17 protein-coding genes and 1 pseudogene are annotated in these 23,968 nt (G+C 63.4%); 11 read left to right on the forward strand and 7 right to left on the reverse strand.

All coding sequences use genetic code 11. The annotated features are described in order from the left end of the window. Positions 1-81 precede the first annotated feature (81 nt). The 4 genes from moeA to CEJ45_RS06130 all read right to left on the reverse strand — a co-directional run bounded on the left by moeA (position 82) and on the right by CEJ45_RS06130 (position 6,700). On the reverse strand, positions 82-1,377 hold the full coding sequence (moeA, locus tag CEJ45_RS06115; RefSeq protein WP_088754284.1) for a molybdopterin molybdotransferase MoeA: 1,296 nt from the start codon (positions 1,375-1,377) through the stop codon (positions 82-84). Further along, positions 1,374-1,985: a molybdenum cofactor guanylyltransferase MobA gene (mobA, locus tag CEJ45_RS06120; protein ID WP_088754285.1), complete on the reverse strand. Its 612-nt coding sequence runs from the start codon at positions 1,983-1,985 to the stop codon at positions 1,374-1,376. Before mobA ends, moeA begins: the two co-directional genes overlap by 4 nt. A 37-nt stretch (positions 1,986-2,022) precedes the next feature. Then, entirely contained in the window at positions 2,023-3,138 is a 1,116-nt protein-coding gene (moaA, locus tag CEJ45_RS06125) for a GTP 3',8-cyclase MoaA (RefSeq protein WP_088754286.1), read from the reverse strand. A gap of 346 nt (positions 3,139-3,484) precedes the next feature. Continuing rightward, entirely contained in the window at positions 3,485-6,700 is a 3,216-nt protein-coding gene (locus CEJ45_RS06130) for an Rne/Rng family ribonuclease (RefSeq protein WP_088754287.1), read from the reverse strand. An 810-nt stretch (positions 6,701-7,510) separates the two neighbouring features. Between CEJ45_RS06130 and rluC the strand changes: the two genes are divergently transcribed. The 4 genes from rluC (at position 7,511) to CEJ45_RS06150 (ending at position 10,852) form a co-directional block, all read left to right on the forward strand. Beyond that, positions 7,511-8,578 (forward strand): 23S rRNA pseudouridine(955/2504/2580) synthase RluC, encoded by a 1,068-nt coding sequence (rluC, locus tag CEJ45_RS06135; RefSeq protein ID WP_088754288.1) that lies wholly within the window; start codon positions 7,511-7,513, stop codon positions 8,576-8,578. A gap of 125 nt (positions 8,579-8,703) precedes the next feature. Then, positions 8,704-9,363 carry an HAD-IIIA family hydrolase gene (locus CEJ45_RS06140; RefSeq protein WP_088754289.1) on the forward strand — a complete coding sequence of 220 codons (660 nt, stop codon included), beginning with the start codon at positions 8,704-8,706 and terminating at the stop codon, positions 9,361-9,363. A gap of 11 nt (positions 9,364-9,374) precedes the next feature. Beyond that, positions 9,375-9,749: a Rieske (2Fe-2S) protein gene (locus CEJ45_RS06145; RefSeq protein WP_034332207.1), complete on the forward strand. Its 375-nt coding sequence runs from the start codon at positions 9,375-9,377 to the stop codon at positions 9,747-9,749. A gap of 50 nt (positions 9,750-9,799) precedes the next feature. Then, on the forward strand, positions 9,800-10,852 hold the full coding sequence (locus tag CEJ45_RS06150) for a S49 family peptidase (RefSeq protein WP_088754290.1): 1,053 nt from the start codon (positions 9,800-9,802) through the stop codon (positions 10,850-10,852). Between the two features lie 68 nt (positions 10,853-10,920). Here the strand turns inward: CEJ45_RS06150 and CEJ45_RS06155 are convergent, their stop codons facing one another. Then, entirely contained in the window at positions 10,921-11,685 is a 765-nt protein-coding gene (locus CEJ45_RS06155) for an SAM-dependent methyltransferase (RefSeq protein ID WP_088754291.1), read from the reverse strand. A 202-nt stretch (positions 11,686-11,887) separates the two neighbouring features. Between CEJ45_RS06155 and CEJ45_RS06160 the strand changes: the two genes are divergently transcribed. Together CEJ45_RS06160 and CEJ45_RS06165 are read left to right on the forward strand one after the other, a co-directional pair. Next, positions 11,888-13,345, forward strand: a complete 1,458-nt coding sequence (locus tag CEJ45_RS06160) for a Ppx/GppA phosphatase family protein (RefSeq protein WP_088754292.1) — start codon at positions 11,888-11,890, stop codon at positions 13,343-13,345. A 296-nt stretch (positions 13,346-13,641) separates the two neighbouring features. Then, positions 13,642-14,676, forward strand: a complete 1,035-nt coding sequence (locus CEJ45_RS06165; protein ID WP_088754293.1) for an extracellular solute-binding protein — start codon at positions 13,642-13,644, stop codon at positions 14,674-14,676. 99 nt (positions 14,677-14,775) lie between these two features. Here CEJ45_RS06165 and CEJ45_RS06170 read toward each other — a convergent pair whose 3' ends face one another. Further along, positions 14,776-15,930, reverse strand: a complete 1,155-nt coding sequence (locus CEJ45_RS06170; RefSeq protein WP_187697636.1) for a GNAT family N-acetyltransferase — start codon at positions 15,928-15,930, stop codon at positions 14,776-14,778. A gap of 120 nt (positions 15,931-16,050) precedes the next feature. Here CEJ45_RS06170 and CEJ45_RS06175 point away from each other — a divergent pair, with 120 nt between their 5' ends. The 4 genes from CEJ45_RS06175 to CEJ45_RS06190 all read left to right on the forward strand — a co-directional run bounded on the left by CEJ45_RS06175 (position 16,051) and on the right by CEJ45_RS06190 (position 20,912). Continuing rightward, a complete protein-coding gene (locus tag CEJ45_RS06175; protein ID WP_088754295.1) occupies positions 16,051-18,108 on the forward strand; it encodes an NAD(+) synthase in 2,058 nt (685 codons plus the stop codon). Positions 18,109-18,289: 181 nt separating this feature from the next. Next, positions 18,290-18,628 carry a P-II family nitrogen regulator gene (locus tag CEJ45_RS06180; protein ID WP_006463535.1) on the forward strand — a complete coding sequence of 113 codons (339 nt, stop codon included), beginning with the start codon at positions 18,290-18,292 and terminating at the stop codon, positions 18,626-18,628. 270 nt (positions 18,629-18,898) lie between these two features. Further along, positions 18,899-20,419 (forward strand): aldehyde dehydrogenase, encoded by a 1,521-nt coding sequence (adh, locus tag CEJ45_RS06185; protein WP_088754296.1) that lies wholly within the window; start codon positions 18,899-18,901, stop codon positions 20,417-20,419. A 112-nt stretch (positions 20,420-20,531) separates the two neighbouring features. Continuing rightward, a complete protein-coding gene (locus tag CEJ45_RS06190) occupies positions 20,532-20,912 on the forward strand; it encodes a DUF779 domain-containing protein (RefSeq protein ID WP_154132463.1) in 381 nt (126 codons plus the stop codon). Here the strand turns inward: CEJ45_RS06190 and CEJ45_RS06195 are convergent. Then, positions 20,893-22,917 carry a sigma-54-dependent Fis family transcriptional regulator gene (locus CEJ45_RS06195; RefSeq protein ID WP_088754297.1) on the reverse strand — a complete coding sequence of 675 codons (2,025 nt, stop codon included), beginning with the start codon at positions 22,915-22,917 and terminating at the stop codon, positions 20,893-20,895. The genes CEJ45_RS06190 and CEJ45_RS06195 overlap by 20 nt on opposite strands. 188 nt (positions 22,918-23,105) lie before the next feature. Here CEJ45_RS06195 and CEJ45_RS06200 point away from each other — a divergent pair. Next, a pseudogene (locus tag CEJ45_RS06200) lies at positions 23,106-23,480 on the forward strand (PA0069 family radical SAM protein); the annotation flags it as partial. Between the last annotated feature and the right edge of the window lie 488 nt (positions 23,481-23,968).

Here is a 23,968-nt window from a genome sequence, read left to right on the forward strand (position 1 = left end):
TAGCGGACGAGGCTCAGGAGGCTGGAAAACACAAAGGGACGGCTTGCCGTCCCTTTTTCTTCATCTGCGCCTGAAAAACCATCACACCAGGCCGTCGAACAGCACCACCGCCACCTCTTCGCCGGCAGCCACATCACTGCGTTCGTGTTCCAGTTCGATGATGCAGTTGGCGTCCGACATCGAGCGCAGGATGCCCGAACCCTGCATGCCGGTCAGCCGCACTTGCCACTGACCATTCTCGTCCGGGGCCAGGATGCCGCGCTGGTATTCGGTGCGGCCGGCCTTCTTGCGAATGGCCGTGGCCGTCTTCACCCGCAGGCGCGGCAGCGGCCTGGCTTCAGCACCGGCCAGGCGCAGCAGTGCATCGCGCACGAAGAAGGAAAAACTCACCTGCACCGCCACCGGATTGCCCGGCAAACCGAACAGGTAAGCCTCCCGCCCGCGCGAGCGGATGCGGCCAAAGGCCAGCGGACGGCCGGGGCGCATGGCGATCTTCCAGAACGTCATCTCGCCCAGGCTGGCCATGATCTGCTTGGTGTAATCCGCCGCACCAACGGAGACGCCACCGGAGGTGATGACCGCATCGGCTTCTTCGCAGGCACTGCGGAAAGCCGCTTCCAGGGCGGCCGGATCGTCCGGCACCACGCCCATGTCCAGCACCTCGCAACCGAGGCGCGTGAGCATGCCGTGCAGGGTGTAGCGATTGGAGTCATAGACGCAGCCGGCATCGAGCGGCTCGCCGACCGAACGCAATTCGTCGCCGGTGGAGAAGAAGGCCACGCGCAAACGGCGCTGCACCGGCACTTCGGCGATGCCCAGCGAGGCCAGCAGGCCGATGTCGGAGGGGCGTAGCACGCGCCCGCGCGGCAGCGCCACGCTGCCCAGGGCCAGGTCTTCGCCCCGCAGGCGGCGATTGTCGCCGGGACGCACGCGGCCGGCAGGCAGGGTCACGCCTTGCGCGTCGGCGTCGGTGGTCAGTTCCTGCGGGATCACGGTGTCGCAGCCCTCGGGCATGGGTGCGCCGGTCATGATGCGCACGCACTGGCCGGGGCCGACGCTGCCGGCGAATTGTTCGCCGGCATGTACGGCGCCCACGATCTGCAGGCGCACTTGCTGGCCCGCGGCCACGTCCTCGCCACGCAGGGCATAGCCATCCATGGCCGAGTTGTCGTGCGCCGGGACGTCGATGCGGGAAATGATGTCGCGTGCCAGCACGCGCGAGAGGGCGCTGCGGATGGCCAGCTTTTCCACGGCCTCGATGGGCGTGATGAATTCCTGGATCACGGCTTGCGCGCGCGCCACCGTCATGGCGTTGGGGTCATAGCCGCTGATGCAGCTGACGATGTCGTGGAGTGTGGCGGTGTGGGTCTCGGTCATTGTTCTGCTTCGAGCTGTTGCAAATCCAGCCCGGTATTGATGTTGCTGAAGGCGCGCTCGTCGGGGAAATCCACTTCGATGCAATCAAGGCTGGCAAACCAGCGGTCCATCTTGCGGCCGCCGGCGGCCAGGAAGGCGTCCAGCGACGCGCGCGTCGTCGCCTGGAGCAGCGAGCAGACAGGATGGCGCTGGCGTCCGTGTACGCCCTCGGTAACCGCGATGGCGGCCTGTGCGCCGCTGGCGCTGAGGGCGTCGTACAGGTGTGCCACCAGGTCATAGGGGATCAGCGGCGAGTCGCACGGAACGGTGGCCAGCAGCGGCGTATGGCAATGGGCCAGGCCGCATTGCAGACCCGCCAGCGGGCCGGGGAAATCCCCCTGCAGGTCGTGCCAGACCGGATAGCCGAAGCGCGCGTATTCCAGTTGGGAGCGGTTGGCGTTGATCGCCAGGGTGCCGACCTGCGGGGCCAGGCGTTCCAGCACATGCTGCACCAGCGGCTTGCCATGCAGGACTTGCAGGCCCTTGTCCACGCCGCCCATGCGCGTGCCACGCCCGCCTGATAGGACCAGGCCGGTGATGTGGCTGGCGGCGGTGGCGGGGGAAGACATGGGACGGAAAATGAAGGAGCAGGGCAGGCGTGCCTGATCAGCCGCCGATGTAAGACATCTCGACCTTGCGCGCCGGGGTCGCCTGCATGGCGCTGCGCAGCTCGGAATAACGGTCGCCGCGCTGGCCCCAGAGGGCGGCGATGGCACCGGCAATCTCGGCATCGCTGCTGCCATTGCGCACCAGGCTGCGCAGGTCATGGCCTTCGCTGGCGAAGAGGCAGGTGTAGACCTTGCCTTCGGTAGAGAGGCGCGCGCGTGAACAATCCTGGCAGAAAGCCTGGGTCACGCTGGAGATCACGCCGATCTCGCCGCTGCCATCCACATAGCGCCAGCGCTCGGCGGTCTCGCCGGTGTAGTTGGGGTCGGCCACTTCCAAGGGCATCTCGGCGGCGATGCGGCGGACCACTTCGCGCGAGGGCAGCACTTCATCCATGCGCCAGCCGTTGGAAGAGCCCACGTCCATGTATTCGATGAAGCGCAGGATGGCCGGGCTGCCCTTGAAGTAGCGCGCCATGGGCAGGATCTGGTCGTCGTTGACGCCCTTCTTGACCACCATGTTGATCTTGATCGGGCCGAGGCCGGCGGCGTGGGCCGCTTCGATCCCTTCCAGCACGCGCGCCACCGGGAAGTCGACGTCGTTCATGCGGCGGAAGCTCTCGTCATCCAGCGAATCCAGCGACACCGTCACGCGCCTGAGCCCGGCCGCCTTGAGCGCCTGGGCCTTCTGCTTCAACAGCGTGCCGTTGGTGGTGAGGGTCAGGTCGATTTCTTCGCCGTCCGGGGTGCGCAGGGCGGCCAGCATGGCGATCAGGGTCTCGATGTTCTTGCGCAGCAGCGGCTCGCCACCGGTCAGGCGGATCTTGCGCACGCCATGCGCCACGAACTGGGCCGCCACGCGGGTCAGCTCTTCGAAGGTCAGCAGGTCGGAGTGCGGGAGGAACTGGTATTGCTTGTCGAAGACATCCTTGGGCATGCAATAGACACAGCGGAAATTGCAGCGGTCAGTTACCGAAATGCGCAGGTCGTGCAGCGGACGTCCCAGGCTGTCGCCCAGCCAGCCGGTCGGCTCGACCGCGACCGGCGTCAGCAGGCCGGCCGCAATAGCAGTCGGGGCTTGCCGGACATCGACGATGGGGATGACGCGCTTGTTCATACGATCTGGCGATAAAAGGTGTGTAACGATAGCACGCCTGCGGCTGGCGCGCAGATGCACGATCATGCATATAGTGTATGCGTACGACTGAATCTCGCGCCAGCTGCCGCCCGCCGTGCGGCCCCGCTGGCGTCTGGCTTGCAGCGTGGTCGTGGACTGCCGTGACTGTATCGCGGCGGCGAGGTGGCAACTGTGCCGAAATAGGAGGTCTGTTGCCGATGGACGGTGAAGGCAAAGGCTTCATTCGAAAACCTGTAGACATGAAAAAGGGAGCCTGAGCTCCCTTGATCATTGCCACGATGTCCAGCTTCCGGGCCACCCTGCGGCAGGGTGGCCGGATGCTTTATCAACGGCGGGTTTCGACCTGCACCAGCGGTTCGGTCGACTGCGGCGGCAGCGGCTTGCGTTCGCGCGGCACGCGCGGTGCCGGGACGAAGGCAGCCGCGGCTTCCTGGGCAGCGCGCAGCTTGACCGGATCGGTCGTGGCCAGGGTCAGGCCGGCTTGCGACAGCATCTGCTCCAGCGACTCCGAGCGGGCGCCGTTGCCGGTGCTGGCTGCCGCTGCGGGTGCAGGGGCTGCAGCGGCTGCCGGTGCGGCTTGCGCCACGACCGGAGCCGGTTCGACGGCCACCGGTGCCGGGCTGGATTCAACGGCGTCGAGCAGGCTGATCTGTTGCGGCACGGCCGGTGCTGCAGGAGCAGCATGCACCACCTCGACCGGGGCTTCCGATGCGGCAGGAGCCGCAGCGGGGGCTTGCACCGGCTCGAAGGCCGGGGTCGGGGCGAAGCTGGCATCGATCGACGGGGCCGCCGGTTCGATGGCCGGCTGGTTCGAGAACACGGCCTGGGTCGCTTCAGCAGCGGCTGCGGCCACGGCTTCGACCGAGTTCACGCCGCTTTCCACGTGCACGGCAGCCTCAGACGGGGCTTGTTCCGGCACCGGGGAGGTAGCGAAGGAGGCCTGCGCCACAGCGGCTTGCGCCACCTCCACGGGAGCAGCCGGGGTCTCGGCGACGGTCTCGACGTTCACGCTGGCAGCAGCGGCGCTGGCCACGACCACCGTCTCTACGCCTTCGGCGGCTTCGGATTGCTCCGATCCTTCACCTTCGCCGTTGTCGATCACATTGCCGTTTTCATCACGTTCGCGACGATGACGGTTGCGGCCGCCACGACGGCGACGACGACGGGGTTCGGTGCCGCCTTCGGCAGCTTCCGCGCCCTCGACGCCTTCAGTGGCTTCGGAGCCTTCGACTTGCGCAGCTTCCACCTGGGCGGCTTGCTCGTCATTGGACAGGGCCACGGCACCGGCGGCAACTGCTACGCCTGCGGTGGCTGCGCCGGCAGCCAGTGCGACTTCCAGCGGCAGGCCTTCCTCGGCCTTCAGGTCCTTGCGTTCAGCACGCGGGGCGCGCGGTTCACGCGGCTGGCGCGGTTCACGGCCTTCACGACCCTCGCGCGGCTCGCGGCCTTCGCGCGGTTCGCGGGGCTCACGGGCTTCACGCGGCTCGTTGCGGCGGGCTTCCTTCGGTTCCTGGCCTTCGCGGGCTTCGCGCGGCTCGCGGCCCTCGCGCACTTCACGGCCTTCACGCGGTTCGCGGCCTTCCTTGGGCTCGCGCGGACCACGCGGTGCACGGGCTTGCTTGGCTTCAGCGGCGTCGCCGGTCTTCAGTTCGACGGCAGCCGGGCCACGCGGGGCACGCTGCTCAGCATTGCGCTCGCCGCGTTCACCACGGTTGCGGTTGCGGCCATTGCGGTCGCCACCACGGCCATTGCGATCACCTTCGCGCTTGGCCGGGGCCTTGGCTTCCACCGGCGCAGGCACTTCCACCGGTGCGACCGGCTTCTTGCGGAAGAAGGCGAAGATCTTGCCCAGCAGGCCCGATTCCGGGGCCAGGGTCGGCGGTGGTACGGGGGCAGCCACCGGTTCCGGGGCCTTGCGCTCGACGATCGGGGCCGGCTGGTCGGGGGTGATGCCCTTGACCACGGCTTCCTGGCGCGGACGCACTTCTTCCTTCTGGCGCTTGCTGTAGCCGATATCGGTATCGGCTTGCTCGGCCATGGTGTAGCTGGCTTGGGCGTCGTCCAGGCGCGGATCGTCGTGCTTGATCCGTTCCATCTTGTAGTGCGGGGTTTCCAGGTGCTTGTTGGGGATCATGATGACCGTGACGCGATGGCGCGTCTCGATCTTCAGGATTTCGCCACGCTTCTCGTTCAACAGGAAGGCGGCTACGTCCACCGGCGCTTGCACGTGGATGGCGGCTGAATTTTCCTTCATCGCCTCTTCCTGGATGATGCGCAGCACCTGCAGGGCGGAGGATTCGGTATCGCGGATGTGGCCGGTGCCGTTGCAACGCGGGCAGGTCACGTGGCTGCCCTCGGACAGCGACGGACGCAGGCGCTGGCGCGACAGTTCCATCAGGCCAAAGCGGGAGATCTTGCCCATCTGAACGCGGGCGCGGTCGTGGTGCAGGGCGTCCTTGAGGCGGCCTTCCACTTCGCGCTGGTTCTTGGAGTTCTCCATGTCGATGAAGTCGATCACGATCAGGCCGCCCAGGTCGCGCAGGCGCAACTGGCGGGCCACTTCATCGGCGGCTTCGAGGTTGGTGTTGAAGGCGGTGGTCTCGATGTCGCTGCCACGGGTGGCGCGCGCCGAGTTCACGTCCACCGACACCAGCGCTTCAGTGTGGTCGATGACGATGGCGCCGCCGGAAGGCAGCGGGACCGTACGCGAGTAGGCGGTCTCGATCTGGTGTTCGATCTGGAAGCGCGAGAACAGCGGCACGTCGTCGCGGTAGCGCTTGACGCGATGGACCATGTCCGGCATCACGTGGGCCATGAACTGCTGGGCCTGGTCGTGGATGTCGTCGGTATCGATCAGGATTTCGCCGATGTCGGGCTGGAAGTAGTCGCGGATGGCGCGGATGACCAGTGACGATTCCTGGTAGATCAGGAAGGCACCCGAGCCGGACTGGCCGGCGCCTTCGATGGCGCGCCAGAGTTGCATCAGGTAGTTCAGGTCCCACTGCAGTTCATCGACGTTGCGGCCGATGCCGGCGGTACGGGCGATGACGGACATGCCGCTGGGCAGGTCCAGCTTGTCCATGGTTTCGCGCAGTTCCTGGCGGTCTTCGCCTTCGACGCGGCGCGAGACGCCACCGCCGCGCGGGTTGTTGGGCATGAGCACCAGGTAGCGGCCGGCCAGGGAGATGAACGAGGTCAGGGCCGCGCCCTTGTTGCCGCGTTCTTCCTTCTCGACCTGGACGATGATTTCCTGGCCTTCGCGCAGCGCTTCCTTGATGCTGGCGTTGCGGACGTCAATGCCTTCCTTGAAATAGGTGCGGGCCACTTCCTTGAAGGGCAGGAAGCCGTGGCGCTCTTCGCCGTAGTTGACGAAGCAGGCTTCCAGCGAGGGCTCGATGCGGGTGATGACGCCCTTGTAGATGTTGGACTTGCGCTGCTCGCGTCCGGTGGTTTCGATGTCGATGTCGATCAGCTTCTGACCGTCAACGATCGCTACGCGCAGTTCTTCCTGCTGCGTGGCGTTGAACAACATACGTTTCATGTTTTCACTCCGGGATCCGAAGATCCTTCAAATGGCCCGTCCGTATGTGGTAGCGGGCCAAAAGTACAGGGGATGTACGCGAGAACGAAGTGATTGGGGAGGGAATTGCCTTGATTGTGTGAGTGCGCCTTAGCGGGCGCTCCAGCACAAGGGGGCGCGGATGCGGCAGACGGGAACGCCGGGCAGCACCGTATCCGCGCCGCGCGCTCCGCCATAGGCGGTCGCGCAGGCAACTGCGGACGGTAAGCTGGTCTGTGGAGCCAAACGTAACATGGTGATGGGTTGGCGACGGCGATCGGGTTCTGTTGCATCAACCGGCAAGCTTCGCGGTGCTTCGGCCAGGACTGCGGCATTGGCCCGGGCAATGCGCTGCAAGAGGGGCGGGCGGATGAGCCTGCCGCCGGTTGCGCTGCAAGATACTGCTTTGCCGGGGGCTGTGCGCTGCGGACCTGAACCGGAACACCGGATGCGAGTCTTGCCAGACTTTTATCCTGATGATCCAAACAATTCTGTTCCACTTCCAGGCGCGCTGTCCGATTGCAACTGCGGTGCAAACTGGAATCGCGCAGGGAAGGTGCGTACTCGTTTCGAGGCCTTTACGTGGACCAGGCAAGCGGCATGATCGGCTGTATTGTCAACCGTTGCAGCGCTTTTATTGCGTCTGCGATGCCGCGCGTCGTGGTTTTCGGGGCCCCCTCCGTCTATTTTGCAAATGAGCGAGGCTGACGAAGTCTCCTCTTGTGTAGAATGTTCCTTTTTATTCTACTGACGCTGATTTTTTGTTCAGCGTCGAACGATTATATATTCAAAATGAAGGACTTAGCGAGATTTTCTAGGGGGGCTTCTGAAAGCGCCGCAACCGCGCCTGCCTCCCGGAGCGAAGCCGCCTCGCAGAACCTTCCCCAGGTGCAGTTGCTGACCATTTCCGACGAAGAAGCCGGGCAGCGGATTGACAATTTCCTGCTGCGTATCTGCAAGGGTGTTCCCAAGAGCCATATCTACCGTGTCCTGCGTTCGGGCGAGGTGCGCGTCAACAAGGGCCGCATCGACCAGACCTATCGCCTGGCCGAAGGCGATGTGGTGCGCGTGCCGCCAATACGAGTTGCCGAGAAACAAGAACAGGTGGTCCCCGGGGCCGAATTCCGCATCCTGCTGGAAGACAGCCACATGCTGGTCATCGACAAGCCGGCCGGCGTGGCCGTGCATGGCGGCTCGGGCGTGAGCTATGGCGTGATCGAACAGTTGCGCGCAGCGCGCCCGCAGGCCAAGTTCCTGGAGTTGGTGCACCGCCTGGACCGCGATACCTCGGGCGTGCTGCTGATCGCCAAGAAGCGTTCGGCCCTGACCAACCTGCACGACCAGATGCGCGAAGGTACCACCGACAAGCGGTATTTCACGCTGGTGCAGGGCGACTGGAAGAATGCCCGCCAGCACGTGAAGTTGCCGCTCTTCAAGTACAGCACCCCGGATGGCGAGCGCCGCGTGCGGGTGCAGGCCGATGGCCAGCCTTCGCATACGATCTTCTCGCTGTTGCGCCGTTTCGGTGAATTTGCCTTGCTGGAAGCTGAACTCAAGACCGGTCGCACCCATCAGATCCGGGTGCACCTGTCTTCCAGCGGTTTTCCCATCGTGGGCGATGACAAGTACGGCGATTTCACGTTGAACAAGTCGCTGCAGAAGGCCGATGGCAATCGCGTGGCCTTCAAGCGCATGTTCCTGCATGCCTGGCGCATCAGTTTCCGCCATCCGGAAAGCGGCGAGACCGTCACCCTCAAGGCCGGCCTGCCCGAGGAATGCGCGCGCTTCCTGCGCAGCCTCGAAGGCGGTGCCGAGGGTGACCTGCTGCCCCACAACATGTTGGCCGGAACCGAAGAGTGAAGGGATGCGCGCAGACGGCCGGGATGTGATACTTTCTGCCCGGCATTAACAGAAACGCATGCTCATCTGGCAATTGCCATCATGGCAATCGAACCGGCAGCATGCCAGCGGAAAGAGCTCAGCACATGGCAAGAAAGCAATTCGACCTGATCGTCTTCGACTGGGACGGCACCCTCATGGACAGCACCTCGACCATCGTGCGCTGCATCCAGGCGGCCGCGCGCGACCTCGGGCTGCCCATTCCCGACAAGAGCGCGGCGTCCTACGTGATCGGCCTGGGCTTGCAGGACGCAATGCAGGCCGCCATTCCCGATGTGGACCCGAAGTACTATCCGCGCATCGTGGAGCGCTACCGCCATCACTATCTCGGCCAGGACAAGGACCTCACGCTCTTCGAGGGCGTGCCCGAGATGCTGGCCGACCTGTCGCAGCAGGGCTATTTCCTGGCCGTGGCCACCGGCAAGAGCCGGGTGGGGCTGAACCGGGCCATGAACAGCACCGGCCTGCTCTCCAAATTCGATGCCACGCGCTGCGCCGATGAAACCTTCTCCAAGCCGCATCCGGCCATGTTGCAGGAACTGACCCGCGAACTGGGCCAGGACATGCACCGCACCGTCATGATCGGCGACACCACCCACGACCTGCAGATGGCCATCAACGCCGGAGCCAAGGGCGTGGCCGTGGAGTTCGGCGCGCATCCGCCGCAGCAGCTGCAGACCTTGGCGCCGCTTTATTCAGCCCGTTCCATCCGCGAGCTGCATCAATGGCTCAATGAGCACGCCTGAGGCGGCTTGCCATGACGACGCCTGAAGAAATCTTCATCTGCCCCTCAGCCGCCCTCCAGGAGGGCGGCCTGGGCAAGCGCTTCCCGGTGCAGGTACACGGGGATGAGACCACCGGCTTCGTGGTGCGCTATGGCGGCGTGGTGTACGGCTACCTGAATCGTTGCGCCCATGTGCCCATCGAACTGGATTGGGCGGAAGGGGAATTCTTTGAATCCAGCGGCCTGTATCTCATGTGCGCAACACATGGCGCGGTTTATGCGCCCGATACCGGAAAATGCGCAGGCGGACCTTGTACCGGTGCGCATTTGCGTAAGATCATGGCGGTGGAACGCGACGGCCAGGTGTTCTGGCGTCCGGATGACATCGTCCAGCCCGTCGAGGCATGAGCTTCGCGGAAAAACCAGCGTAGCGCGATGGCGCTGCCCAGAGTGAGCCTATGAGCAACAACGAATCTGACAACCCGCAAGACCGTCCCCCCCAGTCTTCTTCCCCGGCTTCCCCGCCGCCCGCAGCACCGTCTTCCTCCATCCCCGCCAGCGTGCGCGAGGACAAGAAGAGCGGCTGGGAGCGCGACGTCCTGGAAAAGCTGGCCCTGTTCGCCGTCAAGGAACAGCGCGCCCGCCGCCGCTGGGGCATCTTCTTCCGCATCGCCATCCTGGTGGTGATCGTGCTGGGCGGCTGGATGGCCTTCACCTACAACAAGATCGAGAGCGAACCGCTGGGCACCCATACCGCCCTGGTCGAGATTCGCGGCACCATCGAATCCGAAGGCCAGGGTTCGGCCGGGGTGGTCATTCCGGCGCTGGATAAAGCCTTTGCGGCCAGCGACTCGGTAGGCGTGATCCTGAAGATCAACAGCCCCGGCGGCAGCCCCGTGCAGGCCGGCATGATCAACGACGAGATCACCCGCCTGCGCAAGGCCTATCCCAAGAAGCCGATCTATGTGGTGGTCGAAGAGATGTGCGCTTCGGGCGGCTATTACATCGCCGTGGCGGCCGACAAGATCTACGTCAACAAGGCCAGCCTGATCGGTTCGGTGGGCGTGCTGATGGATGGCTTCGGCTTCACCGGCCTGATGGACAAGCTGGGCGTGGAGCGCCGCCTGCTGACGGCGGGCGAGAACAAGAGCTTCCTTGATCCCTTCAGCCCGCAGAGCCCCAAGCAGCGTGAATACGCGCAATCGATGCTGCAGGAGATCCACCAGCAGTTCATCGAAGTGGTGCGCCAGGGCCGCGGCACGCGCCTGAAGGAAACGCCGGACACCTTCTCGGGCCTGGTGTGGACCGGCTCCAAGGCAGTCGAACTGGGCCTGGCCGATGGCTATGGGACGGTCGACAGCGTGGCGCGCGATGTGATCAAGGCCGAGGATGTGGTGGACTACACCCAGACCGAGAATCTCTCCGAACGCGTGTTGAAGAAATTCGGTGTGGCCTTCGGTGCGGGCTTTGCCAAGACCTTGATGTCGGCGCCGTTGTCGCAGTTGCGCTGAGCGATTCCGCAGCATTCAAGCAAAAGGCCGGTTGCTGATGCAACCGGCCTTTGTTTTTTTTGTGATGCTTATTCAGCCAGCAGCAGGAACACCGTCGGCTTCTTGTGGAAGTCCGGTGCCTTGTTGGCCGCCAGCGCGGCCTTCCATTGCGCGGCGCTCTGCGTGCGTACCGTTTCGGTGGGCAGCGAAAGATCGGTCGCCACGCAGATCAGCGTGCCCGGCTGGCAGGACTGCGCCAGCGCTTCCAGCATGGCACCGTTGCGATAGGGCGTTTCGATCAGCAGCTGGGTCTGCTTCTCCTTGCGGGAGCGGTCCTCCAACTGGCGGATGCGCTTGCTGCGGGCTTCGGCGTCGGTGGGCAGGTAGCCGTTGAAGGCGAAGCTCTGGCCGTTCAGTCCGCTGGCCATCACCGCCAGCAGCAGGGACGACGGTCCCACCAGCGGCCGCACGGTGATCCCGTGCTGATGCGCCAGGCGCACCAGGTTGGCGCCGGGGTCGGCCACCGCCGGCACACCGGCTTCCGAGATCAGGCCACCGTCGCGGCCTTCCAGCAGCGGTGCCAGCAAGGCGGGCAGGGCGGCCGGGGGCGTGTTGACGTTGAGTTCGCTGATCTGGATTTCCTGGATGGGCTTGGCCAGTGCGGTGCTGCTGCCCAGCAGCTTCAAGAAGGCGCGCGTGGTCTTGGCGTTCTCGGCCACAAAATAATCCAGGCGCGCCGCGATGGCCTGCACCTGGCGCGGGATGATGGACTCCAGCGGATGCACTGCGCCGGGGTCGGCAGCAAGCTCGGTCGTTCCCAGCGTGTTGGGAACCAGGTAAAGAATGCCGGGCATGGAAGGGAAAATGGGATAAATTGTATAAAATAATATGTGCAACGCAGCACGACTTCGCTGAGCCGCCATTCTACAGGGTGCAAGCTGTCATCAAAGTGTAATGCGCGCCCATTATCTTGTCGGATGGGAGACAGGATGCGGTTTAAATTATTTAGCAATTGCTGCGCGCCGCCCGGCCCGCAACCCTTGCGAAAGGAAATGCATGTTTGCAGCGGTAGATCTCGGTTCCAACAGTTTTCGCTTGCACATCGGCAAGTATGAGGACGACGGCATACGCGTCATCAAGAGCGCGCGTGACCCCATCCGCCTGGCCGCGGGCATCGACAAGAGCGGCAACCTCACGCCGCAGGCCTGCCAGAGCGCCATCGACTCGCTGACCCGTTTTCGCTCCGTCCTGCGCGACTATCCGCTGACCGCCGTGCGGGTGGTGGCCACCAATACCTTGCGCGTGGCCAGGAATGCCGCCGAGCTGCTGCCGGAACTGGAGCGCGCCATCGGTTATCCGGTCGAAATCATTTCCGGCGAGGAAGAAGGGCGCCTGATCTACATGGGCGTGGCCGGCGTGCTGTCCGATGCGGGTGAAGAGCGCATGGTCATCGACATCGGCGGCGGTTCCACCGAAGTCATCCGTGGCCTGGGCGAACATATCCGCCACGTCGAATCCTTTGGCATCGGTACCGTCAACCAGAGCCTGGCTTTCTTCCCCGATGGGGCGATCACGGCAGCGGCCTTCGAGCGCGCCATCATTTCCGCCCGTTCGCATGTGGAAGATGCGGTGCATCTGTTCAGCTTCGATGCGGCCAGCGTCAATGTCTATGGATCGTCCGGCACCATGCGTGCCATTGCCGATACCATCCGCCGCAACAACATGGGCGACGGCCGTGTCACGCTGCCCAGCCTGGCCGACCTGATGCAGCGCCTGATCGATTTCGGCCACGTCAGCCAGATCTCGCTGGACGGCATGAAGCCCGACCGCGCCGGCGTCATCATGGGTGGACTCGCGGTGCTGATCGGCTTCATGCAGGAGTTCGGCATCGAGGTCATCACCCCGGTGGAAGCCGGCCTGCGCATGGGCGTGATGTGGGACCTGCAACTGCGTGCCACCAAGGCCGACCGCCGCGACCGTTCGGTGGAAGAATTCGCCCGCCGCTTCCACGTCGATGCGGCACGTGCCCACGGCGTGGCCGATACGGCGCAGGGCTTCTTCCAGAGCCTGAAGCCGGCTACCGATTCCTATGCGCGCTATCTCTACTGGAGTGCACTGCTGCATGAAACCGGCCTGGTGGTCTCGCCCACCGGCTATCACAAACATTCGGCCTACATGATCGCCAATGCCGACTTGCCCGGCTTCACCACGCGCGAGCAGCGCCTCATGAGCACGCTCATCCTCGGGCAGAAGGGCAACCTGAAAAAGATCAGCGAGATGCTGGCCGATGTCGATTTCGCCAAGGCGGTACTGGCCTTGCGGCTGGCGGTGATGTTCCGCCATGCGCACATCACGCTGGACCTGGAGAAGGTCAGGGTCAAGCTCAAGAGCCGCATCGACCTGGAGATCCGCCGCGATTACATCAAGGAGCATCCGAGCATTTCCTTCTGGTTCCAGAAGGAACAGGAATGGTGGGCCGGCATTGGTGTGGACTTTGCGGTCAAGCTCATCTGATTTCTTCATATGGCGCCTGACACGCCCTTGCCGAGCGAGAGCCGGCAAGGGCGTTTTTCATGGCGGCCGGCGCGACGTACATCCGTGTAGATGATAATGCTTCTTGTTTGTGATATAGTCGCCAGCGGTCTATGAACCACACTGCCATGGCGTCACCGCCATGCGCCCACAACGAGGTGATCCCGAGATCGCCCACTGCGACAGCCAAGTCCACTCTCCCTGGACCGCCTTCCGCGCCAAAAGAAAACGCCGTTTCCACGACGGCGGTCGTTCACTCTTTTTGAAAAGGATGGTCCATGTTCCACCGTCAACTCGCCGTCGGCGCCGTGCTGGCTGCCATTGCCGCTTCCAGCTTTGCGCAGGAGAAGGTCATCAATCTCTATTCGGCGCGCCACTACCAGACTGACGAAGCGCTCTACGCCGATTTCACCAAGGCCACCGGCATCAAGATCAACCGTGTCGACGGTGATGATGCAGGCATCCTCGCGCGCTTGAAGAGTGAAGGCGCTTCCAGTCCGGCCGACGTGATCCTGCTGGTGGATGCGGCCCGTCTGTGGAAGGCACAGAGCGAAGGGCTGTTCCAGCCGGTCAAGTCCAAGCTGCTCGATGAGCGTATCCCCGCCAACCTGCACAGCAAGGAAGGCAGCGAGGGGACGCAGTGGTTCGGCTTCTCGACCCGTGCCCGCGTGATCGTCTACAACAAGGGCAGCGTCAAGCCGGAAGACGTGGATACCTATGAAGCCCTGGGCGACCCGAAGAACAAGGGCAAGCTGTGCACCCGCAGTGGTTCGCACCCCTATAACGTGTCGCTGTTCGGCGCGCTGCTGGAACATGACGGCGCGGCCAAGACCGAAGCCATCTTGAAGGGCATGGTTGCCAACCAGGCGCGCCAGCCGGTCGGTGGCGATACCGACCAGATCAAGGCGGTCGGTTCGGGTGAGTGCGGCGTGGCCATCTCCAACTCCTATTACGTGGCGCGCCTGCTGCGTTCGACCAAGCCGGAAGACGTGGCACTGATGGAAAAGGTTGGCATCGTCTGGCCCAACCAGAAGAGCTACGGTGCGCACGTCAACATCGCCGGTGGCGGTGTGGCCAAGCATGCGCCGCACAAGGCTGAAGCCGTGCAGTTCCTGGAATACCTGGCCAGCGATTCGGCCCAGCGCTACTTCGCTGAAGGCAACAACGAGTGGCCCGCCGTCAAGAGCGTGAAAACCGAGAATCCGGCACTGGTGAAGATGGGCCCGTTCAAGGCCGAAGTCATCAACGTGGGTGCGGTCGGTGCCAACCAGCAGAAGGTGTTGCAGATGCTGGATCGTGTTGGCTATAAATAATTAAAAGGATTTAAACGATTTAAATCGTTTATATTTTTTGATGAGGCCGGTCCGTGTGGTGCACGGATCGGTTTTTTTTGTCTGCGAGAGAAGGACGAATCAGCGCGGCGGATCCCGGAAGGGATTGTGCTCGTTCAGCTCCGAGATATAGCCATCGATGCCATTGCTTTCCCGCGAGAGGAAGTGCTCCACCGCATCATAGAACCCCGGATGCGCCAGCCAGTGCGCCGACCAGGTCTTCTGCGGCAGGAAACCGCGTGCCATCTTGTGCTCGCCCTGGGCACCGCCTTCGAACCAGGTGATTTTCTCGGCGATGCAGAATTCCAGCGGCTGGTAATACGCGGTCTCGAAATGCAGGCAGGGCACGTGTTCCAGTGCGCCCCAGTAGCGGCCATAGAGTGTATCGGCGTCATGCACCGTCAGCGAGGAAGCGATTGGCTCATCCCCCCGCAGCGCCACCGTCAACAGCAGGTGCTGCGGCATGGTTTCACCGATACGGCGGAAGAAATCCAGGTTCAGGTAAGGCGTGGAATAGTGCGCCGCATAGGTGTGTCGATAGCAGCGGTTGAAGAAGCGCCAGTGCGCCTCCGTGATCTCGGCCCCGCGCAGCCAGGCGAAGCGCACGCCTTGCTCGGCCACCTTGCGCCGTTCGGCCAGGATGTTCTTGCGCTTCTTGCGGTCCAGCGTGTCGACGAATTCCGCAAAATTGCCATACCCTTCATTGTGCCAATGGAACTGCACCCCGCTGCGCAGCAGGAACCCGGCGTCGGCCAGCTGCTGCGCCTGTTCCGGCGGGGGATAGAGGATGTGGGTGGAGGAAACTTCATTTCGCTCCTGCAGCGCCCGTAGTGCGGCCACCAGCGCGCCGCGCGCGGTCTCGTCGATGGCCATCAGGCGTGCGCCGCGTACCGGCGTGAAGGGGATGGCCGAGAGCAGCTTGGGGTAGTAATCCACGCCATGCCGCTGGTACGCCTCGGCCCAGGCCCAGTCAAAGACGTATTCACCGTAGGAGTGAAACTTGCGGTACAGGGGCAGGGCGGCCACCAGTTGCTCCTGCTGGCCCTCGCCCTGCCACAGCGTCAGGTAATGCGGCTCCCAGCCGGACTCGGGACTGGCGCTGCCGCTCTCATGCAGCGCATGCAGGAAGGCGTACGACAGGAAAGGATTGCCCTCGGCCTGGGCGGCGACCAGCGCGTCCCAGCGGGCCGGGCCGATCTCGGCCAGAGAAGAAACGATTCGCGTGCGATAATCCATGGACTGCGAGTGACCTGCGAAAGTTGGCGCGGCCCTCGGCCCCGCTGGAACAGGCATTCTACGCAAAATGAACAGAACGCGTCGCCGCCCTGGCGAAGTGCACGGAGTCCAACACACGCTATGCAAAGCCCCTTCTTCAATCTCTACAACCACGGTTTCGCACGCGTCGCCGTGGCGGTGCCGGACTGCAAGGTGGCCGATCCCGGCTTCAACGCCGAGCGCACCATCGCCCTGGCCGAACAGGCCGCCGCCCGTGGCGCGGCCCTGGTTTCCTTCCCCGAACTGGGCCTGTCGGCCTACAGCTGCGAAGACCTGTTCCAGCAGCGCGCCTTGCTGGAGGCTTCCCTGCAGGCCCTGCAATCGGTGCTGCAGGCTTCCTTGCGCATCGCCCCGGCCCTCATCGTCGGCCTGCCGCTGAAGGTCGATCACCAGCTCTACAACTGCGCCGTGGTCGTGCATGCCGGCCGCATCCTGGGTGTGGTGCCCAAGAGCTACCTGCCCAACTACAGCGAATTCTACGAAGCGCGCCAGTTCAGCAGCGCCGATTGCGCCGTCACCCGCCGCACCCGCCTGCTGGGTCAGGACGTGGACTTCGGCAGCCATCTGCTGTTCGAGATCGGCAACATCCCCGACTTCCGTTTCCATATCGAGATCTGCGAAGACGTGTGGGTGCCGATCCCGCCGTCTTCCTTTGCCGCGCTGGCCGGTGCCACCGTGCTGGTGAACCTGTCGGCCTCCAACATCGTGGTCGGCAAGTCGGGTTACCGCCATCAGCTGGTGTCGCAGCAATCGGCGCGCTGCCTGGCGGCCTATCTGTATTCGTCGGCGGGCAATGGCGAGTCCACCACCGACCTGGCCTGGGACGGCCAGGCCCTGATCTGCGAGAACGGTGAACTGCTGGCCGAGTCCGAGCGCTTCGCCGAAGGCGGTCACGTGATCTATGCCGACATCGACCTGGAACGCCTCTCGCGCGAACGCTTCCACCAGACCACATTTGGCCAGTCGGTGCGCCGCCACGCCGACGAAGTGCGCCGCTTCGAGGTGGTGCGTTTCGATGTGCAGGTTCCGCAAGACCAGGACTTGCCGCTGCAACGCCGGGTCGCACGCTTCCCCTACGTGCCAGCCAATGCCGAACAGCGCGAACTGCGCTGCCGCGAGGTCTACAACATCCAGGTGCAGGCACTGGTGCAGCGCCTGTCTTCCTCGAACATCAAGAAGGTCGTCATCGGTGTGTCCGGTGGCCTCGATTCGACCCATGCGCTGCTGGTCTGCGCCAAGGCCATGGACAAGCTGGGCCTGCCGCGTTCCAACATCCTGGCCTATACCATGCCCGGCTTTGCCACCAGCAGCCGCACGCTGGTGCAGGCGCATCAGCTGATGGCGCAAGTGGGCTGTTCGGCGCAGGAGATCGATATCCGCCCCAGCTGCGAACAGATGTTGAAGGACCTGGATCACCCGTATTCACGCGGTGAGCCGGTCTATGACATCACCTTCGAAAACGTGCAGGCGGGCGAGCGCACCAATCACCTGTTCCGCCTGGCCAATCATCACGGTGCCATCGTCATCGGCACCGGCGACCTGTCCGAACTGGCGCTGGGCTGGTGCACCTATGGCGTGGGCGACCACATGTCGCACTACAACGTCAACGCCAGCGTGCCCAAGACCTTGATCACGCACCTGGTGCGCTGGGTGGCCGAATCGGGTTCGCTGGAACTGAAGCAGCCGGAAGTGCTGATCCACATCCTCGAAACCGAGATCAGCCCGGAACTGGTGCCGGGCGCCTCGGACGGCGAGCCGGGCCAGCGCACGCAGGATTTCATCGGTCCCTACGAGCTGCAGGATTTCAATCTCTATTACATCCTGCGCTATGGCTTCACGCCGGCCAAGGTGGCTTTCCTGGCGCACAGCGCCTGGCAAGACCGCAGCATCGGCCATTGGCCGGATGGGCTGCATGGGGCGCGCAACCAGTACAGCTTGCCGCAGATCAAGAAAAACCTGGGCATCTTCGTCTATCGCTTCTTCAAGACCAGCCAGTTCAAGCGCTCCTGCGTGCCCAATGCCCCCAAGGTCGGTTCGGGCGGCTCGCTCTCGCCGCGTGGTGATTGGCGTGCGCCCAGCGATGGCGAGGCTACGGTCTGGTTGCAGGATCTGGAGCGCATTCCCGATCTGGAAGCCTGAAAAAACGGCTTTTTATGGCCCGGCTGGTTCAAGAAGGTTGAAAGCCGGGCACGCCTGATTGACAATGTGCAAGTGGGCAGGGCACCACGGCCTTGCCAGTAAAATAACAACGAAGGTTGTATCCGCTATTCAACAGATCGTTGAAATCGTTTCTTTACGACATACCAAGAGAGGAATTGCCATGAAACAAGTGACCGCCATCATCAAACCGTTCAAGCTGGACGAGGTGCGTGAATCCCTCGCCGAAGTCGGCGTCACGGGCCTGACGGTCACCGAAGTGAAGGGCTTCGGACGCCAGAAGGGTCACACCGAACTCTATCGCGGTGCCGAATACGTGGTCGACTTCCTGCCCAAGGTCAAGATCGAGGTCGTGGTGGACGACAAGGTGGTCGAGCAGGCCGTGGACGCCATCATCAAGGCTGCCCGCACCGGCAAGATCGGCGACGGCAAGATCTTCGTGCAGGAAGTGGAGCAGGTGATCCGTATCCGTACCGGCGAAACCGGCCCGGATGCCGTCTGATCCAGATCTCCCCGCGCCTCATGAAGCACGAAAGACCGGCCTCTGGCCGGTTTTTTTACGTCCGCAGAGAAGTGCGCAGGGTGTGGCAGGCTGTTGCTCAACGCTGTCCCAGGCTGCGCCAGATTGACACAACGTGACAATGGCGCTGGCGCAAGAGGCGCTTGCAGAGCGGGTTTGCAGGCTGGCATGCGATTTGCCATCTTGAAGGGTGAACCTCCGCTGCGGCCATGATCGCGGCGGGATTTCAACCATAACCCGAACGGAGACGACATGAACCTGGCAGACATCAGCAAACTCGGCGTACGCGATCCCTTCAAGCAACGTTACGACAACTTCATCGGTGGCAAATTCGTGCCGCCGGTCAAGGGCGAATACTTCGAGAACATCAGCCCGGTGATCGGCCGCGCCTTCTGTGAAGTGGCGCGTTCCAGCGCCGAAGACGTGGAGCTGGCGCTGGACGCCGCCCACGCGGCCAAGAAGAGCTGGGGCAAGACTTCCCCCACCGAGCGCGCCAACATGCTGCTCAAGATCGCCGACCGCATGGAAGCCAACCTCGAATTGCTGGCCACCGCCGAGACCCTGGACAACGGCAAGCCCATCCGCGAAACCATGGCCGCCGACATCCCGCTGGCCATCGATCACTTCCGCTATTTCGCCGCTGCCGTGCGCACCCAGGAAGGCAGCATCTGTCCCATCGACAGCGACACTTACGCCTATCACTTCCATGAGCCGCTGGGCGTGGTCGGCCAGATCATCCCCTGGAACTTCCCCATCCTGATGGCGGTGTGGAAGCTTGCCCCGGCACTGGCTGCCGGCAACTGCGTGGTGTTGAAGCCGGCCGAGCAGACGCCGGCTTCCATCATGGTCCTGATCGAACTGATTGCCGACCTGATCCCGCCGGGCGTGGTCAACATCGTGCAGGGCTTTGGCGTCGAAGCCGGCAAGCCGCTGGCCTCCAACAAGCGCATCGCCAAGATCGCCTTCACCGGCGAGACCACCACCGGCCGCCTGATCATGCAGTACGCCTCGCAGAACCTGATCCCGGTGACCCTGGAGCTGGGTGGCAAGTCGCCCAACATCTTCTTTGCCGACGTGCTGGACAAGGATGACGAGTTCTTCGACAAGGCCCTGGAAGGTTTCGCCATGTTCGCGCTGAACCAGGGCGAGGTCTGTACCTGCCCCTCGCGCGTGCTGGTGCAGGAATCGATCTATGACCGCTTCATCGAACGTGCCTTGAAACGCGTGGCCGCCATCAAGCAGGGCAATCCGCTGGACAAGAGCACCATGATCGGCGCGCAGGCTTCGCAGGAGCAGCTGGAAAAAATCCTCTCCTACATCGACATCGGCAAGCAGGAAGGCGCCAAGGTGCTGGCCGGCGGCGGACGTGAAGAACTGGGCGGCGACCTGGCCACGGGCTACTACGTCAAGCCGACCGTCTTCCAGGGCAACAACAAGATGCGCATCTTCCAGGAAGAAATCTTCGGCCCCGTGGTCTCGGTGACCACCTTCAAGGACGAGGAAGAAGCCCTGGCCATCGCCAACGACACCCTCTACGGCCTGGGCGCGGGCCTGTGGACCCGCGATGGCACGCGTGCCTTCCGCATGGGCCGCGAGATCCAGGCCGGCCGCGTGTGGACCAACTGCTACCACCTGTATCCGGCCCATGCAGCCTTCGGCGGCTACAAGCAATCCGGCATCGGCCGCGAAAACCACAAGATGATGCTGGATCACTACCAGCAGACCAAGAACCTGTTGGTCAGCTACAGCCCCAAGGCGCTGGGCTTCTTCTGATGGCGTGATTTCGTTTGACTCCTTGCAGCAAGGCAGCTTCGGCACCGGTCCGCAACTCTCGCGGCCGGTGCCGCTTTTATTGGCAGAACCAGACTCAACAGGAGAGCGGCGAATGAATGCATTGCCCAGGGTGACGGCCACCGAGGCGACGGTGGAGTTGCTGCGCCAGTTGAAGGCGCGGCATGGCGAACTGATCTTTTTTCAATCCGGCGGCTGCTGCGATGGCAGTGCGCCGATGTGCTATCCGGCCGGCGACTTTACGCTGGGCGACACCGACGTGCATCTCGGGGAAATCGATGGGGTGCCGTTCTACATCGGTGCCGACCAGTTCGAATACTGGAAACACACGCAACTGATCATCGATGTGGTCACCGGCAACGGCGGCATGTTCTCGCTGGAGAACGGCAGCGGCAAGCGCTTCCTGACGCGCTCGCGGCTGTTTTCCGATGAGGAATATGACGCGCTTGCCCCGCTCAGTGCCCGCGTGACTTGAAGCGGCGATAGAGCGTATTGCGCGACACCCCCAGCGCCTTGGCGGCCGCGCTGACGTTGCCGTCATGGGTGCGCAGGGCACGCTCGATGGCAGCCCATTCGCTGTCGAGCATGGACAGCGGCTTTTCGCCCGTTTCTTCATGGGTTGCGGGGGCCGGCATGCCACCAGCCGCCTGCAGCGGCGCTGCCTCGTCCAGAAAATCATCTGGCAGGTGTTCCACGCCTATCCAGGTCTCTCCATCGGCCATGGCCAGGGCGGTGCGGATCAGGTTGGACAGCTGCCGCAGGTTGCCCGGCCAGCGGCTGGCCTGCAGCAATGCCATGGCCTGGGCATCGAAGCGAGGGGCATGGCGTCCGCCTTCCTGCTCCAGGATGCGGTCGATCAGCTTGCCCAGGTCGCTGCGCTCGCGCAAGGCGGGCAGTTTTACCTGCAAGCCGTTGATGCGGTAATACAAATCTTCACGGAAGGCATGGCGCGCGGCCATCTCGCGCAAGGGCTGGTTGGTGGCACAGACCAGCGCAAAGTCCACCGGGATCACACGCTGGCTGCCCAGTGGCGTCACTGCGCGCTCCTGGAGCACGCGCAGCAGGCGGCCCTGCAGGGCCAGCGGCATGTCGCCGATTTCATCGAGGAAGAGTGTGCCGCCCTGGGCTTGCGCGATCTTGCCCAGCGCGCCCTTGCGGCGGGCACCGGTGAAGGCGCCGTCTTCATAGCCGAAGAGTTCGGCCTCGATCAGGTTCTCTGGAATGGCCGAACAATTCACGGCCACGAAAGGCGCTGCGCCACCCCGGGTTTGGCTGGCGTGGAAGCGCGCGCTTTCGCGGTGGATGGCTTGAGCCAGCCACTCCTTGCCGGTACCGGTTTCGCCGGTGATGAGCACCGGGATGTCGCGGTCGATCACCTTGCGCAGCTTGGCGATGATGGCGCTCATGCGGGCGTCGCCGGTATCGAGGGCTTGCAGGCCGCCACGCGGCTGGCCCGGATGGGGGCGCACGGGCGGTGCCTGGCGTGTGGCCGGACTGGTGGGCAGTCCTTCCGGGGCCTCGATCACGGCCTCGCGCGCGTTCTGGAAATGCTGGTCGCGCAGCCTCAGCTCGGCGCGGCCATGGATGCGGATGCCGTTGTGCAGGCACAGCTCCAGCAAGCCCGATGCGGCCTTGCGATGGTGTTCGAACAGCAGCGACAGCGGCACCCCGAAGAGCGACGCAAAGGTATGCGACTGCAGCGCCGAGAGCGTCAGCCCCAGCTGGAATTGCGCGCTGCGGTTGGCCGCCAGGAAACGTCCGCCCGGTGTGAAGCTGACGATGCCTTCGACCAGCGTGCCCACGAATTCGGCGCGGCTGTGGAAGTGCAGGGTAATGCAATCGGGGAAGCTGCCGGCCAGCAGGTGGTTTTCAATCATCTGCGCCGACATGCGCACCAGGGCCATGGTGTGCTTGTGGAAGCTGCCGCATTCGCCCGAGACATCCAGTACCCCCAGCACCTGGCCGCGATGGTCGAAGATGGGCGCGGCCGAGCAGGTCAGGAAGCGGTTGGCATCCAGGTAATGCTGCTGGGCGTGCACGGTGGTGGGTTTTTGCTCGAAGAGGGCCGTGCCGATGGCATTGGTGCCGCGCAATTGCTCGGACCAGCGTCCGCCTGGGCCCAGGGCTACGCGATCGGCCTTGGCCAGGAAGTCGCTGTCGCCCAGCGTATGCAGGATGGTGCCCTCGGCGTCCGAGAGGATCACCATGCTGTGGGTATTGCGGATCTGGTCGTAGAGGGTTTCCATGACCGGGCGGGCATGGCCGGAGAGGGCCTGGTTGGCTTCCAGCGTCTGGGCCAGGTCGGCGCGCGAGAGTGAATCCAGGTCGGGCCGCTGGCCGCGCGTGATGCCGTAGGACGAGCTGCGCTGGTGCGAGCGTTCGATGGCCTGCAGGTCCGGCACACCATCGGCGCTGGCCTGCACCAGGGGCGAAGCGCCCAGCAATGCACCGGCACCGGGCCGGTTTGCCTGGTATTGCATCCTTGTCTCCTTGGGACCTCTGGCGGTCCTTGTTCCCCCTATATGGTCGCTTTCTTCGCTGATGGGAAGCTGAGGGTGAACAAGCATAACCGATTAATGCGGCAGGGGGACAAATTGAAACAGCATTTGCAGCGCGTTCGAAGTGAAGGCAAAATACTGTATATAAACACAGTATTGATGGGCTTTCCTTGGCCTCTTTTCCCAAATTCCCGCAGGGCATTGCCCGGCCTTTCCCGGGGCAGCCGGCCCGTTCGGCGACCTCCGGAGAGGACGACGCCACCCTGACGCCAGAAACCTTCATCCACCGCGACCAGGTAGCGCAGAAGGGCCGGGGCGCGGTCACCAACCTGCGTGGCCGCTATGAGTCGGTGGCGCGGGAGGAGTTCGACGATGGCTGGCAGTCCGTCCGTTTTGCCGAGGCGCGGCTGGAGGCGGCTGAGGGCATGGAAGAGGATGAGCCGCCCCGCCTGAAGACCATCGTCACCGAGGAAGACGCCCGATCCGTCATCACCCGCAACAGCTCACCGGATCTGCCGTTTTCGCTTTCGCTCAATCCCTACCGGGTTATTACCCCCGTTTTTTGATACATACTTTTGAAATCTGAGATGTAAGGCCCTCATGTTATCGTTTAACAGCAGCAATCGGCCAGTAGCGGGCCTCCAGATATAAATGAAATGTGCAGGAATACTCGGGGCTGGTGCCGTGGGCCAAGCGTCTGGAGCAATGTCGTCTGGCTCGAAGGCATCGGGTTGATTTACCTTTTCCCACCGGAAATTTGTTTTCAGCAATGCAAGATGCAAAAACGGAGGCCGAAAATGAAGAAAGCCCGCCAGAGGCGGGCTTTCGCTTACGTTTTGCCTGAAACTCGACAGCCGACTAGAACCGTTTTCGGGGATGAGGACTGCCAAGCGATTTGCATAAATATTATCACACCGCGTTTAAGACTGCTATCGGCGGCGTAAAGTGGACCCCGAATTTGAGACACTGATTTAAGCTGTCGTCCTGGAAGGGATGACGAGAATGAGTGAAGCAAAGAAGAAGCGAAATAGCT

Source organism: Herbaspirillum aquaticum (assembly GCF_002213425.1).
GTDB classification, from domain to species: domain Bacteria; phylum Pseudomonadota; class Gammaproteobacteria; order Burkholderiales; family Burkholderiaceae_D; genus Herbaspirillum; species Herbaspirillum aquaticum.

Bases quoted from the DNA above. Each gene is read 5' to 3' on its own strand.
- CEJ45_RS06165 (WP_088754293.1), top strand. From the start codon at position 13,642: ATGTTCCACCGTCAACTCGCCGTCGGCGCCGTGCTGGCTGCCATTGCC.
- CEJ45_RS06180 (WP_006463535.1), top strand. From the start codon at position 18,290: ATGAAACAAGTGACCGCCATCATCAAACCGTTCAAGCTGGACGAGGTG.
- CEJ45_RS06175 (WP_088754295.1), top strand. From the start codon at position 16,051: ATGCAAAGCCCCTTCTTCAATCTCTACAACCACGGTTTCGCACGCGTC.
- CEJ45_RS06190 (WP_154132463.1), top strand. From the start codon at position 20,532: ATGAATGCATTGCCCAGGGTGACGGCCACCGAGGCGACGGTGGAGTTG.
- CEJ45_RS06150 (WP_088754290.1), top strand. From the start codon at position 9,800: ATGAGCAACAACGAATCTGACAACCCGCAAGACCGTCCCCCCCAGTCT.
- adh (WP_088754296.1), top strand. From the start codon at position 18,899: ATGAACCTGGCAGACATCAGCAAACTCGGCGTACGCGATCCCTTCAAG.
- CEJ45_RS06155 (WP_088754291.1), bottom strand. From the start codon at position 11,685: ATGCCCGGCATTCTTTACCTGGTTCCCAACACGCTGGGAACGACCGAG.
- moeA (WP_088754284.1), bottom strand. From the start codon at position 1,377: ATGACCGAGACCCACACCGCCACACTCCACGACATCGTCAGCTGCATC.
- rluC (WP_088754288.1), top strand. From the start codon at position 7,511: ATGAAGGACTTAGCGAGATTTTCTAGGGGGGCTTCTGAAAGCGCCGCA.
- CEJ45_RS06145 (WP_034332207.1), top strand. From the start codon at position 9,375: ATGACGACGCCTGAAGAAATCTTCATCTGCCCCTCAGCCGCCCTCCAG.
- CEJ45_RS06195 (WP_088754297.1), bottom strand. From the start codon at position 22,917: ATGCAATACCAGGCAAACCGGCCCGGTGCCGGTGCATTGCTGGGCGCT.
- CEJ45_RS06170 (WP_187697636.1), bottom strand. From the start codon at position 15,930: ATGGATTATCGCACGCGAATCGTTTCTTCTCTGGCCGAGATCGGCCCG.
- CEJ45_RS06140 (WP_088754289.1), top strand. From the start codon at position 8,704: ATGGCAAGAAAGCAATTCGACCTGATCGTCTTCGACTGGGACGGCACC.
- mobA (WP_088754285.1), bottom strand. From the start codon at position 1,985: ATGTCTTCCCCCGCCACCGCCGCCAGCCACATCACCGGCCTGGTCCTA.
- moaA (WP_088754286.1), bottom strand. From the start codon at position 3,138: ATGAACAAGCGCGTCATCCCCATCGTCGATGTCCGGCAAGCCCCGACT.
- CEJ45_RS06160 (WP_088754292.1), top strand. From the start codon at position 11,888: ATGTTTGCAGCGGTAGATCTCGGTTCCAACAGTTTTCGCTTGCACATC.
- CEJ45_RS06130 (WP_088754287.1), bottom strand. From the start codon at position 6,700: ATGAAACGTATGTTGTTCAACGCCACGCAGCAGGAAGAACTGCGCGTA.